Source organism: Pedobacter planticolens, assembly GCF_014172375.1.
In the GTDB taxonomy this organism is placed as follows: domain Bacteria; phylum Bacteroidota; class Bacteroidia; order Sphingobacteriales; family Sphingobacteriaceae; genus Pedobacter; species Pedobacter planticolens.
In genome coordinates, this window is the sequence record NZ_WNXD01000002.1 from 795424 (window position 1) to 812513 (window position 17090).

The following is a 17090-nucleotide window of genomic DNA, read 5'->3' on the forward strand; positions in this document are numbered from 1 at the left end:
TTTAAAACTAAAACGGCTCCAGTTAACTACTTATTTGCTGCTAGAATTTTTTTATCCGACTTTTCGTTGATATTATTTTCTAAATACATTTTGTAGACTTGGGTTATTTTCCATTCATCTTTCCCCTGATTTTCTATGACTAAAAAATTATCTTGATCGCCATTAAACAGCTCATATTTTACGCTTACTTTGGCTATAACTATGGCATTGGTTTTCGAAATAATTTCATAAGAAAGGTTGCAATCTTGCTCCTCTGATAAGCCTTTTTTTTTCAAAAACCCAATTATCGCCTCGCCGCTTTGTTTTACTACCCTAACATCTCTATTCGATTTAAAAACAGCATCTTCTGCCAAAATAGCTCTGAGTTTTTTATAATCAGATGCTTTATAGCTATCCATATAGTGACTTATCACAGTTTGATAAGTTTCGGTTGGTTTTGTTGTAGCTAATGCTTGAGTTACAACTGTAATACCTAGTATTAATGTTGCTATTGCTTTTTTAAGTTCCATAATGTTTGTGTTTTTTTATTAAATTTCAACACAAAAACCACAACTCAATAAGCGAAAACCACCTAAATTCTTAGGTAACTAAAATGTGATGAAAAACTATCCCAATAACTTTTAAAGGCTATTGGGATGGTTTGATTTTAATTTAGAATGTAATTGTTAAAGTGTATGTTTTATAATTAGCACTAGCAGGTACATCGGCATTGCCAGCTAATTTTAACACTAACTTTTTTTGACTTGTCGTTGTATTATTAGGAATACTGCCTGGAATTAAGTTTATTTTTATATACCCAAAGCTACTGTTCGCAGGAAGGGTAAATTTACCTTTATTTGGAAGGCTATAATGAACTCCTTCTACCGCAGTACTCGATGCATCAACAGTATAAGTTAACTCTAAATCTGCTGTTCTTTGAGCGCCAACTAGTTGAACTTTTGCATTATCTGAACCTGGGGCGGCAACTGTTCCTTGCGATTTACTATTAACAGCTGGTATAAATTCGACAACGGTTTGTCCATCATAAGTTGTATATTCTTTTTTACATGCGGAGAATAATACCATGATTAATCCGATGAAAATATATTTTATTTCGTTTTTCATTTTTAATAAAATTAGTACCCTGGATTTTTTACCAGATTTGGATTATTTATATCTAATTGAGCTTGCGGAATAGGCGCTAGAATTCTTATATCTGTGGCAAACGTTAGCGTGCCATTATCTTTAACGATGTCAGCTCCACGTCTAATCAAATCAAACCAACGATCACCTTCGTATGCCAATTCGATTCTACGTTCTTTTAAAATCACATCAAGTAATGCTGCGCCAGTTGCTAACGTAGAAGGCAAACCTGCTCTATTTCTAATTTTATTTACATCAGCTTGCGCTAAACCGTCTTGTCCGCCTAAACGGGCATAGGCTTCCGCTCTGTTTAAATACATTTCAGAAATACGAATAATACGAATATTATCAACACTAAATGTTCCGCTAGAACCTGCATATTTTTGCACCCAAAATACTGGCTCTCCGCCTTTATTAACTGCAAGTAACGTTGCGGCCTTTCTAACGTCATTAGCTTCATACGCTGCTAATAAATTGTTTTGCGGAACCACATCGCCATAACCAGAAGAACTGGTTGCTGAATTTCCTAAACGCTGATAAATGTTTTGAATAGAAGTGGTTCCTAAGCTTTCTGTTACTTCATAATTTAATTCAAATAAAGATTCTGGGCTTATTTTCTGATTAAAGATACTTGCATAGCCTGCTACTGTTGGTGTAGTAACAAATGTTGCAAGGTTAGAATTAATGGCTAACGTTGCATTATCAATTGCAGACTGCCACTCTTCGTTGTATAAAGAAACCCTTGATCTTAAGGCTTGAGCTGCTGCTTTACCCGCTAATATTTTGCCTCCAGTATTATCCAATATAGAAATTGCAACATCCAAATCGTTTTTAATTTGAGTATAAACTTCTCCTATTTTAGCTCTTTTAGGATACGTAACCTGACTTAGTCCCGAAACGCCTTCTAACATTAATGGAACACCTAAATCAAAGCCTCCTTGAATGTGTTTTGGATTATAAGCGTATTCATTCGCTAAAGTAAAGTACATCCATGCTCTTAAAAACAAAGCTTGCCCTTTTACACTTGCTACCTGAGTTGGAGTACCATCAGTAGTTTTATCTACATTATCTATTACCAAATTACATTTATTTATAATTGGATAAATGGCCGCAAAATCATCGAAATGACCTGTGCGTAAGGTATTATTGTATTCTAAAATAAAGCGATTAGAGTTTACTGTAGTAATTCGGCAATTATCAGACAAAACTTCTGATTGGATAATTACATCTCGACCATATAAACCAGATGCTTGAATATTATCGTAAACGTTTGTAAGCAAGCCCTTTACTCCGGTTATGCTACTTAGGGCTCCCTGTGCCGAAATTGATTGGCGAGGCTCTGTGTCTAACACATCCTTACAAGAGGATAATGTAAGCGCAACACCCAGGGTTATTATGATTATTTTATTTTTCATTGTTATGTTCCTTTTAAATTAAAGCCCTAATTGAATTCCTAGTGTATAGTTTTTGTATTGAGGGACAATACCTGAGGTAGTTCCTTGTACTTCAGGATCAAGACCAGTAAACTTGGTTATCGTAAATAAGTTATACGCTTGCGCATAAATTTGAACGTTTCTAAGTCCTGTTTTACTTAGTAATTTACTAGGTAAAGTGTAGCCGAAGCTGATATTTTTCAGTCTTAGATAAGACCCATCCTCAATAAATCTACCTGTAGCGCCATAAGGTGAAGCATACGTTACACCACCTGATTGCGCTGCCGCTGGAACTCCTGTATTGTAGTATGGTTTTGGTGTATCGGTAATATCACCAGGTTTTTGCCATCTACGTAACTCACTTCTGTCTTGGTTTCTATCAATTGTACTGCCCATACGTCTGGTAAATTGAGCATCACCATTGTTAATTTTATTTCCGTATTGGTACTGGATAAACGCAGAAAGCGAGATGCCTTTGTAGCTAAACGTATTTGTTATCCCTCCATATCCTTTTGGTAATTGACTGCCTAAAAACTGGCGGTCAGCAGCAACTGGACTATATGTAATATTTCCATTTGCATCGTACCACATTGGATTTCCGTCTGCTGGATTTACACCTGCATATTTAGAAGTATTGTACATTAACAATTCTTGTCCAACAAAATACGTGTTGTCTAAACTTTGCAAACCATCATTTAATTCTAATAGCTTACTTCTTAAGAAAGTTGCATTTAAAGCCGTTTCCCATTTAAAACCTCCCGCAAGGATATTTGTCGTATTTAACTCTATTTCAATACCACGATTTTCGAGTTTACCAATGTTTGTAGCGATGGTAGCAAAACCACTAGTGATTGGTAAATTTCTATTTAACAATAGTTGTGAGGTTTTTTTAATGAATGCGCCAACACCTCCAGAAATTCGTCCTTTAAATAAAGAGAAATCGATTCCAGCATCCGCTGTCGCAGCTTCTTCCCAAGTCAAATTATCATTACCCAATGTTGGATTAATTCCTGGTAAACCTGCATAATCTCCAGCTCCTTGATATAGAGATCTCGAATCAAAATTCCCGATTCTCGAGTTTCCTAAAATACCATAACTTGCTCTTAGTTTTAACTCGTTAATCCATTTCACATCTGATAAAAATGCTTCTTTAGACAAACGCCAACCTACAGATCCTGCTGGAAATGCACCATAACGTTTATTTGAACCAAACTTTGATGAACCATCATAACGAACAGTTGCAGAAGCTAAATATTTATCGTCAAAAGCATAATCCGCTCGAACAAAATATCCTATTTGTTTATAGGCAGTATAAAACGAATTCGCTACTGTTGGCGTTGCTGCAGACTGCAATGTTTTAAATTGGTAACTAGGAAATCCTGTTCCACTAGCGTTATTACCTTCATTTATTTCCTGTTTATAACTTAATCCACCTATTGCACTTACTCTGTGTTTATTAAATGTATGTGCGTAATTAAGGGTTTGGTCAGTATTAAAATCTTTAAATGTTGTACTTGCAACCGAAGCTCTTCCACTCACACCAGCGCCATCGGGTGTTCTTGGGTCGGTATAACCATCTTCGGCTATATAAGAGAAATCAGCAGAAAATGAGGTGCGGAATTTGAAATCACTAGTAATTTGATAATTTCCAGTAAAGTTTCCGATTGCCTTTTTTGTGTTTGCTCTAGTGATGTTATATTCTGCCGTTTGAACCACATTATTAGGATAACCACCATATAATAACGTGTTATATGTTCCGTCTGCGTTATAAATTGGATTTGTAGGTGGCATTAACATCGCGGTTCTGTTTGGACTTGCAAATGCAGTTCCTCCACTTGTTCCATTTTGCGTAAACGAACTTAAATTCAAACTTGTTTCAAAAGAAATTTTGTTGCTTAATTTATGGTCGATATTAAACCTAACACCTCCGCGTTTAAAATCTTGCCCAATTTCTTGCCCAATTTGTTTATTATAAGATCCAGAAATAAAGAATTTCGTTTTTTCATCACCACCAGAAGCACTTAAATCATAATTTTGAAGAGCGCCGCTTCGGTACACTGCGTCTTGCCAATCATAAGTTGGTGCGGTAAGCGGATCTCCAAAAGAAGTTAATACAGTTTGTACAGCTGCAGGAGCCAGTGCAATGCTACCATATCTGTTAATAACCGCTTCTCTCGATAAGGTGATAAATTCTGCTGTGTTAAGTATTGGCGCTTTTTCAATCACTTTCGAAACTCCGCCGTAGGCGTTAAAATTAATTTGAGTTTTGCCAGATTTACCTCTTTTAGTGGTAATAATAACAACTCCATTTGCCGCTTGCGCTCCATAAATTGAGGCAGCAGCAGCATCCTTCATAATATTTATCGATTCAATATCATTAGGATTAATCCCCGCTAAAGCATTTGAAGTAGGAAAGGCTCTAGATTTATCTCCAGAAATAACCTCTACTCCATCTATGATGTACAGGGGATCATTCCCGGCAGTTATTGAGCTAATACCGCGAATATTAACGGTAACATTTGCTCCTGGAATACCACTTGAAGAAGTGATTTGAACCCCAGCAGCACGACCAGACAATGCATTATCAAAACTTTGTACTGGGATGTTAGCAATGTCTTTACCAGAAACAATTGCATTAGCTCCAGTTAAATCTCGTTTGCTTTGCTTAATTCCGTACCCAGAAATAACAACTTCTGACAACTCTCTTGAAGATGGAGAAAGTTTAACATTCATGTTAGTTGAGCCTGTAATTCTTACTTCTTGTTCGGTATAACCGAGATAAGAAAAAATCAAACTGCTTGCATCTTGTGGTACCGAAATAGAGAATTCTCCCTCACCTTTGGTTTGTACTACCACATTTGTGCCTTTTACTTTTACGGATACGCCCGGTATTGGCAACCCATCGTCTGTTCCTGTGACTTTTCCTGAAATTGTTCTATTTTGTGCATACAACGCACTGCAATAAGACAAAGAAATCATCACGAAAAAAAATAGTAATTTTTGCTTCATGTTTTTAAATAATTAGTTTGTAATTAAATTTTTGGCTAGCTTTTTATTCTGCTAAACCATGAAGCAAGTTAGATTTAACGCAAATTTTAAAACATGCGAAAATCACCTATATGCGAATTTCACCTAAAATAAAAGGGTATTTTTAGAGAAAAATGACACTAAAACAAAAAAGCAAACTCCAATCCTGGCAGTTTGCTTTTTTTCTATTAACTAACCTAACAAGAAAAAACTTGTACTAAAAATTTATCTTGCAGATACTTTCAAAAGTAGTGTACGGCATAGTAACTAAATATGCAGAAATCACTCTTTTACTCTTAATTGAGTCTATTTTTTTTATAATTTATTGGTGTAATTTTAAATTTTGTTTTAAATAATCGTATAAAAGAACTTGGGCATTCGAAACCTACCAAGCTTACAATTTCATTAATGTGGCAATTGCTGGTGCGCAACAAATATTTCGCTCTGCTTAGCCTTACATTAGTTAAATATTGATGAGGCGAATCGTTATATGCTTCTTTAAAAGTGCGCAACAAATGATTTACTGATAAACATGCGGCAGAAGCCACATCTTCCAAACTAAAGTTTTTGTCGTAATTACTAATGATATAATCTTTCGCTACGCTTAATCTCTTTAACACTTCTGTGCGAGTTTTTGTTTTTGCAAAAGATAATTTTTCGGCCGTTGCCAAAACTTCCTTTTTATATATTTTATAATAATTTAATAAGCAATGATGTAAGTACTCGTTAATTAGCAATTCATCAGAAACTCCTTGATCTATTTGAGCTTTTAAGTGCAAAATATTAAAGCGCATATCGCCAGTAAAAGGATAAATCGCCTCCATAAATTGAGGTTGTTCTGTTTCTTTTCCCTCATTACATAAAAGCGCATCAATTGTACATTGATTGCTGTTATTAAAGTCGGTTATAAACGCTTGATTAAAACCGATGGTAAGTGTATTTACGGGTGTTATAGAATCTATTTTCTCAGTGTATTTAGAGCCTTGATTTAAGATTAAAAAACTATCGGGATGTACAGAAAGTGTTCTATTGCCAACCGCACATTCTTCTCGACCACTAAACACCCATTTAAAAACTTGCCCATCTGCCTCTTTAACATAGTTAGCCTCGCAAGTGCTTTCTGTTTGCAGCTTGTTTTTATTGCTTAGTTCTTTCGTGTATTTTAACATTGATCCAAAAATTAATCTTCTACGTAACTTCTTTCTTCTAACAAAACATATTGGTTGCCAAAGGGATCAGAAAAACTTGCAGAAAGGCCTTCGTTTAAATAATTTGGTTGCGTTTGAAAAACTACGCCTCTTGAGCTTAATGTGTGATAATCTTTTATACAATCATCTGTTTTTAAAACAATTTTACTAGGGCTTTGCTTCGTGTTACTTTCTAACAGCAAAAAACTAGTATCGCCATTAAGGCTTTTCACAATTAATTGTTTTTCTGATTGAAATAGCGTTGAGGTTTCGGTTTGCTCTAAACCCAATTGCTCTTTAAAGAAAGCTATTGCTGTTTCTAATTTGCTTACGCTGATTGGAACATATTTGATTGATAGTGACATTGTCGGTTCATTTTGTGTATGGTAAAACTACGAGGATATCGTACACAAGCAATCACCCAAAACGGGTGATTTTAACCTATTTTTTGTAACTAAAATAATGTATTAGATGAATTTTTTGGTTTTAGCGATTTTTATAGCATCCGATTTAGAATTAACATCTAGTTTGATATAGATGTTTTTAACGTGACTGCGTACGGTTTCTAAATCTATAAATAATTGGTCGGCTACTTGCGTTTTCGTTTGTCCTTCAGCAATTAAATCTAAAATTTCTGTTTCTCTTTTGGTTAGAGGAGAATCTAGGTTTTTTTGAAACGACCGCATTACTACTCTAGCAATATTCATGCTCATTGCACCTCCGCCCTGCGCAACTTCATGTATAGATTCTATAATTTTAATTGAGCTTGAGTTCTTTGTTAAGAAACCACTAGCGCCATTAATTAGTGCATTAAAAACTTTTTCTTCTGAATCGAAAACCGTTAAAATAATTACATGCGTTTGTGGAAGTATCTTTTTTATAATAGGAATTGCTTCTAGCCCTGTTGTGCCAGGCATTTCAATATCCAAAAGTGTAATGTCGGGATTATCGTTTATTAATTCCTTTTTCGCTTCATCAAAAGAAGCGTAGGTATTAACTACTGAATAGTCATCTACATCGCTTAATAGCGATTTATAGGCCATGCGCAAAACGGAGTCGTCTTCAATAATTACAATTCTGATATTCTTATTCATCGGGTTTGTGGGTTACTAGCTTGTATAAGACGTGAGAGCGCTTAAAATGTGACAAAAATATTTGTAGAAATTGTAATGTTTGTTCCTTTTTCTGGTTCTGATTGTATTTGAGCTGTAGAATCTATTCTATTTGCCCGTGTTTTAATATTATTTAATCCTCTTCCTTGCGTGATTTTTTCTGTAGAAAATCCTTTTCCATCATCAGTAACTAAAATATCGATTGTTTTTTTATCAGTAACACTAATTTTAATGATTACGCTTTTAGCTTCTGCATATTTTAACGCATTGGTTAAAACTTCTTTAAAAATTAAGGTCAGATTACGGTTAACTTCCATGGAAAGATGTGTTTGTTGATATTCAGCAACAAGTCCTTCCATTTTAAAATTAACTCCAGTTCCTTGAAAAAGGTCAATCCCAAATGATTTAATGTAATTTAAGATTTCGAATAAATTATCGCTTTTAGGGTCTAATGCCCACAAAATATCTTTCGTGCCCGAGTAAAGAGTTTGTGCATTATCTCTAATCATTTTCACTAGTTCTTTCTCGTCGGTTTGAGTTTCAGTAATTTTTTTATCCAATATTTCTGATAACACATTTATCCTCGTTAGCTTATTACCAATATCATCATGAAAATCTTCGGCGGTTTGCTTTCTAATTTTAGTTTGCTCATTTAACTTAATGGCTTCTATTTCCCTTTTCCGTTTGATACGAGCTTTTAAAATATAATGCTGGCCTAAATAAATAAGAAGTATTATCCCTAAAATGACTAATATTTTAAACCACCATGTAGCGTAAAAAGGTGTAGCAATAATAAAGTTTAGTTGCGCTGTATTAGATTTTTTCCCATTTACTACGGCTCTAACTTCAAAAGTATAGTTGCCAGGTTCTAAAAACGGATACTCCACTTCTTCCATTTTAATTTGGCGGCTAAAGTCTTCTTCAACTCCTTTTAATCGATATTCATATACCACATTTTGAGGGCTCGTTAAAAAGACACCTTTAAAACTAATGGTAAGTTGGTTTTGGTCCGCATCTAAACTGATTGGTTTTGAAATCGCGGTTGCAATTCTAATAATGCTGTCGGCATTTTTTGCTTGGTCGTAATGTACTGTTAACCTCCTGATGTATACATAAGGTTTAACAGCAGGATCTGCTATAAGATTTGGTTTTGCCGCAACAACCCCTGCAATGGTACCCACCAAAATTCTTCCATTATAATTTAATATGGCATTTTGGTTGCACTCTATAACAATAGGATTGCGATCGTTTATAATTTCGAATTTATGAGCAGCATTGTTGTATCCTAATTTATTTATTCCTCTGCCAGTACCCGTCCATAAATTCCCATTACCATCAAAAGTTAAGCTATAAATATCATTTGAACTTAGCCCATTAAGTGTTGTATATTTTTGTCTGCTATTCGTTTTAGGATTCCATGAAATGATACCATCACCTAAAGTGCCAAAAAGAATTTCATCGCGATAAGCATTTATGGATAAGACATTTACACCGTCCAATTCCTTAATTCTATTGTTTTCGTCAAAAATAAAATCCTTAATCAAATAAACTCCTTTTGTTGTGCCCAACAACATGGTGTTATCATTAAGTTGACGCAAACTATTGGCGTACCCTTTAAAGCCAGATATTCTGTATTCTACTCCATTTTTAACATAAAAGCAATTAAAAGGCGTAGTGTACCAAAGTGTTTTTTGTTTATCAATTAAAACGATGTTATAATCATAAGGTTTAGGCAGAATTGCTTGCTTAAGTTCTGTACCATCATATTTCCAAATACCATTGCCTTGTATAGCTGCCCACACATTTTTATCCGCATCTTTATACAAGTAAAAAACGGTTTTATTTTTAAATTCTGGTCTGTTTAAATACCATGCGGTATTGTTTTTACTATTGTAGTTTATCAAACCATTACTAAAAGTACCTATCCATAAGTTGTCGTTTTTATCGGCTACAATACCGCTTATGACAGATGAGTAATTAACTCCTTTAAACTTATCGAAATGAACAAAACCATCACCCTCATACTTAAAAAGCCCCTCTCCATCGGATGATAGCCAAATATTATTTTCAACATCTTTAAAAATTTTGTTTATTCGTTTTTGCGATAACCCATTTTCATTATTTAGATAAATTACAGTAGAATCTTGACGGACTAAATAGGCTCCTCTTTGAGCACCTATCCACAAATTCCCTATATTATCTTGCTCAATGGACGAAAATAGATTATCCTTTGCCAGAACTAGAGTATAAGGTTTAAATGTATTTTTCTCATTTACATAAAGACCCTGAGGTGTTAGTACATAAAATTTATTTGGGGTTTTATTATCAAAAAGGATTTTTCGTCCGTAAATATTTTTAGCATTTGCAGGAAAGGGATAGGTTAAAACCCACGTGTCATTTTTCAACGCATAAATTCCTTCTCCATATACTGAGATGTATGCATTTCCTTTTAAATCTAGACTTAAAGCTGTTGCTTCTTTCGCAAAAGTTTGCCTGCCAAAAACGACTTGATTATTAACCAATTTAAACAAGCCGTATCTGCTAAGTCCCCAAACAGTTTTATTTTTATCGCACACCAATTGTCCAACGGGTTCCTTAAAATTTAGATTTTCAATTTTACCAGCTGTAATTATGCTTATCCCTGCTTCTGTACCTAATATTATCCTGTTTTTTCCATCTTCTGTTATGCTATGAATAGTATTTGATGCTAAGCCATTTGCCTTACTATAGGACGTAAAATCGGTGCCATTAAAATGGCTTACACCGCCATAAGTTCCAAGCCATAGCAAATGATTATGATCTTGGTACATCGCCATAATTTGCGATTGCGCCAAGCCTTCTTTTAAACCATATAGCGAAAAATTATAGTTTTGTGCATGGCCAACCTTCAAAAAAAGGCTAACTAAAACTGTGAGTATTAATTTAGAAAAATAGGAGGGTGATTGATTTGACATTATCCTCGCAAAATAAATAGATTTAAAATAATTAACATCACCCCAAACGGGTGATATTAATCCCATCTTTTGTGCTTAATGTTATATACCAAAACGGCATTTTTTATGTTAATAAAAATAACCAATTAAATATTAAAACCCGACTTTGTGTTTATTTAATCCATTTTATGGATGTAATATGTATTTTTATTGATTGATGAGCAGCAACTACGATCTTTTACTTGCTAAGATTAATGAATTTACCCGAAAGTTTTATTTAAATAAGCTTTTGCGTGGAAGCATTTATGCTGCGGCAAGTATTTTAGGGCTGTATCTTTTCCTTTTTGTGCTTGTTTATTATGCTCATCCTGGAACTGGAACCAAAACCACTTTATTCTTTTCATTTTTATTTATCGCGTTAGTTGCTATTGGTTTTTGGATAATTAAACCAGCCCTTTCTTATCTTAAATTGAGCAAAACATTAAGTGTAGAACAAGCTGCGGGATTAATTGGCAATCACTTTTTTAATGTAAAAGATAGACTATTAAATACCTTGCAACTTAAAGCTTTGGCCGATGATTCCCCTCAAAATAGTCAGTTAATTTTAGCGGGTATCGATCAAAAAATTAGCGATTTAAGACCCATTCCATTTGCGAGCGCAATTAACCTTAATGATAATAGAAAGCATATTAAATACATTTTATTGCCGTTGGCGATTATCATTTTCATTGGCATAATAGCTCCCGCGATATTGAAAGAAGGAACAACTAGCTTTATCCGTTACAACGAAGAAATTCTACCTAAAGCTCCTTTTGATTTTGTGGTTTTAAACAAGAATTTAAGTGTTACGCAGGGCGATGATTTTACAGTTAAATTGCAGCTGAATGGCAATGAATTTCCGCAAGATATTTACATTGAAGACGGTGCAAATACCTATAAATTAGCAAAGGAAAATATTGGTCATTTCAATTATACGTTTAAGAATATTCAAAAAAATAAATCACTTCGCTTTTTTGGTGGAGGCTTTAATTCCGCAGCTTTTACTATTGCCGTGAAGCCTCGCCCTTCGCTGTTAAATATGAGCGCAAAGTTGGTTTATCCAGCTTATTTGCAAAGAAAAAATGAAGAATTAAACAATGTAGGTGATTTATTAATCCCAGAAGGAACAAAAATAACTTGGGATTTACACACAGAAAATAGCGAAGAATTAGCGTTTATCCTTCAAAACCAATCTCATAATTTAAAGGTTAATAACAATACCGCAACCTTTAGCACAACTGTGCGAAAAAACAGCAACTATCAAATTATTCCTAAAAACACTTTTGTAAGTAGTTCGGATTCGTTGAGCCATCAAATAGCAGTTATTGCTGATAAATTCCCCAGCATTTCTGTAACAGAAACACCAGATTCTGTAAGTAGTAAAGCACTTTATTTTTCAGGAAATATTGCTGATGATTATGGATTTTCTTCCTTAAAATCCATCTATAAAATTATACAGGATGGCAAAACGCTAAGCGAACAAAGTAACCTTATTTCTATAAAAAATAATCAAGTAGAAAATACTTTTTTCTATTTATGGGATTTGAATACAATCAGCTTAAAACCCGGTCAAGTTTTAGAATACTATTTTGAAGTAGCCGATAATGATGGCGTAAATGGTGCCAAAGTTTCAAAATCTGAAATAAAAACATATCAAGTTCCTACACAACAACAAGTAGCCGAGAAATTAGCGGCTGGCAGCGAATCACTGAAACAAAAAATGGAATCCACCATTAAATTGGCTAATTCCATCGAAAAAGAAAGTAAAAAACTAAGTCAGAATTTACTGGACAAAAAGCAATTAACTTTTGAAGATAAAAAGCAGATTGAGCAATTGCTAGATAAACAAAAACAGTTAGAAGAAGCGGTTAAGGAAATTAAAAAACAGAACGAGAAAAACACTTTTGAAAAGACCGAAAACAATGCAGTTAGCGATGAGTTAAAAGAAAAGCAAAAACAAATTGATGATCTTTTTAATAATGTACTTGATGAAAAAACCAAAGAATTATTGCAAAAACTGCAACAATTAATGGAAATGAACAATAAAGATTTAACTCGCGATGAGTTGTCTAAAATGCAATTGGATAATAAATCTTTGAAAAATGAATTGGATAGGATTTTAGAATTATACAAGCAATTAGAGTTTGAACAAAATTTACAAAACAAAATAGATCGCTTGGAAGAAATGGCCAAACAGCAGAAAGAATTGGGTCAGCAAAGCAAGGATAAAAATGCATCGATAAATGATATAAAAAACAAGCAAGATCAATTAAATAAAGATTTTAAAGATTTACAGCAGGAATTAGCAAAACTAGAAGAGAAAAATCAAGAATTAGATCGACCAAATCCTTTTGAAAACCCAGAAAAAGAAACGGAGCAGATTGAGAAAAATCAGCAAGAAAGTAAAGAACAACTAAATAAAAACGATAAGCAAAAAGCGGCTGAAAAACAACAAAAAGCCGGCGAACAAATGCAACAGTTGGCGCAACAAATGAAAGAAAGTCAACAAGAAAGCGAAGAACAGGAAGCTAAAACCAATGCTGAAGAATTACGTCGTTTATTAGAAAATTTGTTGAGCACTTCTTTTGCGCAGGAAAAAGTAATGTTGGCTTTAAAGAGAATGAACAGCAGTGATCCATCTTATATTGCCAATGTACAACAACAAAACACCATTAAAGACAATATGAAAACTATTGCTGATAGTTTATTTTCATTAAGCAAACGTGTGCCGCAAATTGAAAGTGTTGTAAATACCGAGGTTGATAAAATCAATTTTAACATTGGAAAATCTATAGATCTTTTAGGCGATAGACGTACCGCCGAAGCAAATCGCTCGCAACAGTTTACCATGACATCGCTTAACAATTTAGCGTTAATGTTAAATGAAGCTTTAGAACAGATGCAAAACGCAATGAAAAATGCAAAATCTGGTAAGGGTAAAGGCAAAAAACAAAACATGCAACAATTGCAGCAAATGCAAGATCAATTGAATAAAAACATGCAAAATGCCCGCGATAAAATGCAAAAGGAAGGCAATAAAGGAACTGTACCAAAAGGGCAAATGAGTCAGGAGTTTGCGAAGATGGCACAGCAACAGCAAATGATTCGAGAAGCTTTGCAAAAAATAAACAAAGAAGATAATAAAGATGGAAAAGGCTCTCTTGGTAATTTAAACCAAATGACGCAAGAAATGAAGCAGACAGAATTGGATTTAGTGAATAAGAAAATCTCGGAAGAAACGATGAATCGTCAGAAGAATTTGATGATTAAGTTATTGGATGCTGATAAAGCACAACGCGAACAAGATGAAGATTCGAAAAGAGAAAGTAATGCCGCAAAAGAATTTCCCCCTTCATATCAGCAAATGCTTGATAAATTTAAAAAACAACAGCAAAGCGAAAGTGAGTTGATCCAAAAACTGCCGCCCAACTTAAATTATTACTACAAAAATAAAATCGCTGAATATTTTAAATTGTTAAATTCGCCAAACCGTTAATTGCTCATGGCAAAAATTACTTTTTTTACAGAAGATATTCAATACACATTAAAGCATAAAACTAGTATTAGAAACTGGATTGATGCCACAATTTTGGCTGAAGGCTACCAATTACAAGAACTGAATTTCATTTTATGTTCCGACGATTATTTATTGCGTATAAACCAAGATTATCTCCAACACGACGATTATACCGATGTGATTACTTTTGACAACTCAGAAGAGCTTAAAATGATTGTAGGCGATGTTTTTATCAGCCTTGATCGGATTAAAGAAAACGCTGTTAATTTTAAATCGACTACTTTAGGTGAATTATTTCGAGTAATGATTCACGGAACATTGCATTTGTTGGGTTACAAAGACAAAACTAAAGCCGCAAAAACATTAATGACGGAAAAAGAAGATTTTTATTTAGCAAAGCTTGTGATTTAGCTTTATACTGCTAAGGCACGAAAATCACGTAAATTAAATAGCAGATAATTAGCCCAATAATCCCCGTAATAAATCCCGCAACGCGTCTCTTTTTAATAAAACACAATAAGATTAATCCGCTGAGCGAAACCAAAATTAAAAACACTGCAGAAATATCTATAATCCATCCCCAACCCGAACCAGAATCTCTTCCTTTGTGCAAATCGTTCATTATGGCAACAATGCCCATTTTAATTTCCGAAAGCTCATACTTTCCTGTTTCACGATCAATAAATGCATCTGCAGAATAAGCAGGTCCTTTTAGCGAAACGCTTACTTCAGAATCATCAATTCTAATTTCGCTCACATAGCCTTTAACATTGTTGGTTTTACGCAAAAACTCTACAATTTCTAACTTAGCAATTTTAGTTGTGTCGGGGTTATTTACCCATTTCACATTCAAAACCCCTTTATGCTTTATTTCAACTTGTTTATCTCCGCCAAACCACGTTGGGTGATTTAACGTTAAACCCGTTACCGAAAAGAAAAGCACAATGGCAAAGCTCACCATTGAAAGATAAATATGGAGCCAACGTGATAGTTTAGCTACTTCTTTTTTCGGATTACTTGCTTTTGTAGCTACTTTCTTCTTCGAAGTAAGCGGTGCAGGATTATTTTTTATAGAAGTCAAAAGTTACGTTTGAGATTTCAACATTTCCCGCCGAAGTTGCTTTTCTAGCAGATTTTTTTAATTCCATTGGCTGGCGGATAATTTCATCCGTACCATGTTCTTTTGAAGTTTCGATAACGATGGTATATTTTCCTTGAGCAACAAAGTTTCCTTTATCATCTTTTCCATCCCATTTTATGGTGTATTTTCCTGGAGAACGAGTTGCGCCTGTTACTGAAGCATAATTGGCTTTATCAGCTTTAAAGCTATCGCCATTAATACGATACCAGTTTTTAAGATCCGGAACCCATTTGGTTTTATTGTACCACAAAGCCAAATTACGAACTGCTTCTTTCTTTTCATTTTCTACCCAAATTGCTGCAAACGGGCGGTGATTATTTCCTGTAATTACATTCATTTCGAAAGTTATTGCCAATTCAAATTTAGCATCCCAAGGTTTTTCTGCACTAGATAAAGTTGGAGCAGCAGTTTCTGTTTTAGTTTCTTCAACTTTTGGGTCAACTAATGCATTCCAACCTTTACTTTCTACTCTTTTTCCGTCTTTAGTGATAATTAAATATTCCGCATCTTTTACTGTTGCAGCTAATGCTTTACTTTCTTCTAACGATAATACATTAAACGCCGTTGCTAATGCGCCAGCATCTGTAGCGTTTGGAGCCACAATAGTTGCGCTAATTACGCCTTCAACAGGTTTTCCTGTACGTGGATCTACAATATGCGAATACCAATGTTTACCAATTTGTTCACCTCTGCGGTAGTTTCCGCTAGTTGCAACCGCTTTATTACTTACCAATAAATGAGCTAAAGGCGCATCATTTTCAGCATTTGCCAAAGGATTAGTAACGTTTACTGCATCAGCAACATCTCCTTTAATCACTAAATCTCCGCCAATATTTACTACAACAGCGTTGATTTTTGATGATGTTAGCGCTGCATCACAAGCTAAATTAATAATATAGCTTTTTGCAAAAGTATTCATCACCAATGGTGTATTATTTAAACGAGTAGCGGTTAAGGTTGCCGCGTCTAATTTGTAATGTGCTTGTTTCATCACCATTACTGCTGCGTTAATTTCTGCTGTTGATGGAATTACTTGATTTTTCGCAGCGTCTTTCCACAACTTTACCGCAACAGCTGATGAAGCATCTAGCGCTCCGTTTGTACGAGTTTTCCATTGTTCAAACAGGTTAAGCATATCAAATAACTCTTTCGAAACTTTAACTGGTTTGTTCAAACCCTGTTTCATCCATTGGCTAAACTCACTTTTTTCATCGTAAGCACTAAATACGGCTGATAATCTGTTTATCTCAGCCAATGCTGCAACTTCTGCTTTCTCTGCCTCATTTTCAGAAACGCTAGTAAATTTGAATTCTAATGATGTTCCCAATACATTTTCATAATTGGAAACGTATAATCTCTGATTACTTTTCTTCGGCGCTTCGGTAGTTGGTTGCGTACCAATTAGTAAAGCAGCTGTTAATAATGAGGCAAATATTTTCATATCGTTATTAAGTTTAATTCTAAATAGTGTGCAAATGTAAAATTTGAAATTGAATTTCTGGCCTTTATGACTGTTTTTTTTACTTAAAGGTTTAAGAAACTTAAATCATTTGTAACGCCACTACGGTTTTTTAGTTGT

General features: G+C 34.3%; 12 protein-coding genes. 2 read left to right on the plus strand and 10 right to left on the minus strand.

The window, feature by feature from the left end:
- Positions 1-26 precede the first annotated feature (26 nt).
- The 8 genes from GM921_RS12190 to GM921_RS12225 all read right to left on the minus strand — a co-directional run bounded on the left by GM921_RS12190 (position 27) and on the right by GM921_RS12225 (position 10835).
- Positions 27-509 carry a nuclear transport factor 2 family protein gene (locus GM921_RS12190; protein WP_182922916.1) on the minus strand — a complete coding sequence of 161 codons (483 nt, stop codon included), beginning with the start codon at positions 507-509 and terminating at the stop codon, positions 27-29.
- 142 nt (positions 510-651) lie between these two features.
- A complete protein-coding gene (locus tag GM921_RS12195; RefSeq protein ID WP_182922917.1) occupies positions 652-1104 on the minus strand; it encodes a hypothetical protein in 453 nt (150 codons plus the stop codon).
- Positions 1105-1115: 11 nt separating this feature from the next.
- Positions 1116-2537 carry a RagB/SusD family nutrient uptake outer membrane protein gene (locus tag GM921_RS12200; protein WP_182922918.1) on the minus strand — a complete coding sequence of 474 codons (1422 nt, stop codon included), beginning with the start codon at positions 2535-2537 and terminating at the stop codon, positions 1116-1118.
- An 18-nt stretch (positions 2538-2555) separates the two neighbouring features.
- Positions 2556-5564 (minus strand): SusC/RagA family TonB-linked outer membrane protein, encoded by a 3009-nt coding sequence (locus GM921_RS12205; RefSeq protein WP_182922919.1) that lies wholly within the window; start codon positions 5562-5564, stop codon positions 2556-2558.
- Between the two features lie 314 nt (positions 5565-5878).
- Positions 5879-6751 (minus strand): helix-turn-helix domain-containing protein, encoded by an 873-nt coding sequence (locus GM921_RS12210; protein ID WP_182922920.1) that lies wholly within the window; start codon positions 6749-6751, stop codon positions 5879-5881.
- Positions 6752-6762: 11 nt separating this feature from the next.
- Positions 6763-7134 (minus strand): VOC family protein, encoded by a 372-nt coding sequence (locus GM921_RS12215; protein ID WP_182922921.1) that lies wholly within the window; start codon positions 7132-7134, stop codon positions 6763-6765.
- A gap of 102 nt (positions 7135-7236) precedes the next feature.
- Positions 7237-7863 (minus strand): response regulator transcription factor, encoded by a 627-nt coding sequence (locus tag GM921_RS12220; RefSeq protein WP_182922922.1) that lies wholly within the window; start codon positions 7861-7863, stop codon positions 7237-7239.
- 41 nt (positions 7864-7904) lie between these two features.
- Positions 7905-10835: a ligand-binding sensor domain-containing protein gene (locus GM921_RS12225; RefSeq protein WP_182922923.1), complete on the minus strand. Its 2931-nt coding sequence runs from the start codon at positions 10833-10835 to the stop codon at positions 7905-7907.
- Between the two features lie 196 nt (positions 10836-11031).
- On the opposite strand from GM921_RS12225, the gene GM921_RS17645 reads away from it, so the two are divergent.
- On the plus strand, positions 11032-14349 hold the full coding sequence (locus tag GM921_RS17645; protein ID WP_235969827.1) for a DUF4175 family protein: 3318 nt from the start codon (positions 11032-11034) through the stop codon (positions 14347-14349).
- Positions 14350-14355: 6 nt separating this feature from the next.
- Positions 14356-14781, plus strand: coding sequence for an rRNA maturation RNase YbeY (gene ybeY, locus GM921_RS12235; protein WP_182922924.1), 426 nt, complete (start codon positions 14356-14358; stop codon positions 14779-14781).
- 10 nt (positions 14782-14791) lie between these two features.
- Here ybeY and GM921_RS12240 read toward each other — a convergent pair whose 3' ends face one another.
- Positions 14792-15451 (minus strand): PepSY-associated TM helix domain-containing protein, encoded by a 660-nt coding sequence (locus tag GM921_RS12240; protein WP_202985658.1) that lies wholly within the window; start codon positions 15449-15451, stop codon positions 14792-14794.
- On the minus strand, positions 15432-16952 hold the full coding sequence (locus GM921_RS12245; protein WP_182922925.1) for a DUF2271 domain-containing protein: 1521 nt from the start codon (positions 16950-16952) through the stop codon (positions 15432-15434). Before GM921_RS12245 ends, GM921_RS12240 begins: the two co-directional genes overlap by 20 nt.
- Positions 16953-17090 lie beyond the last annotated feature (138 nt).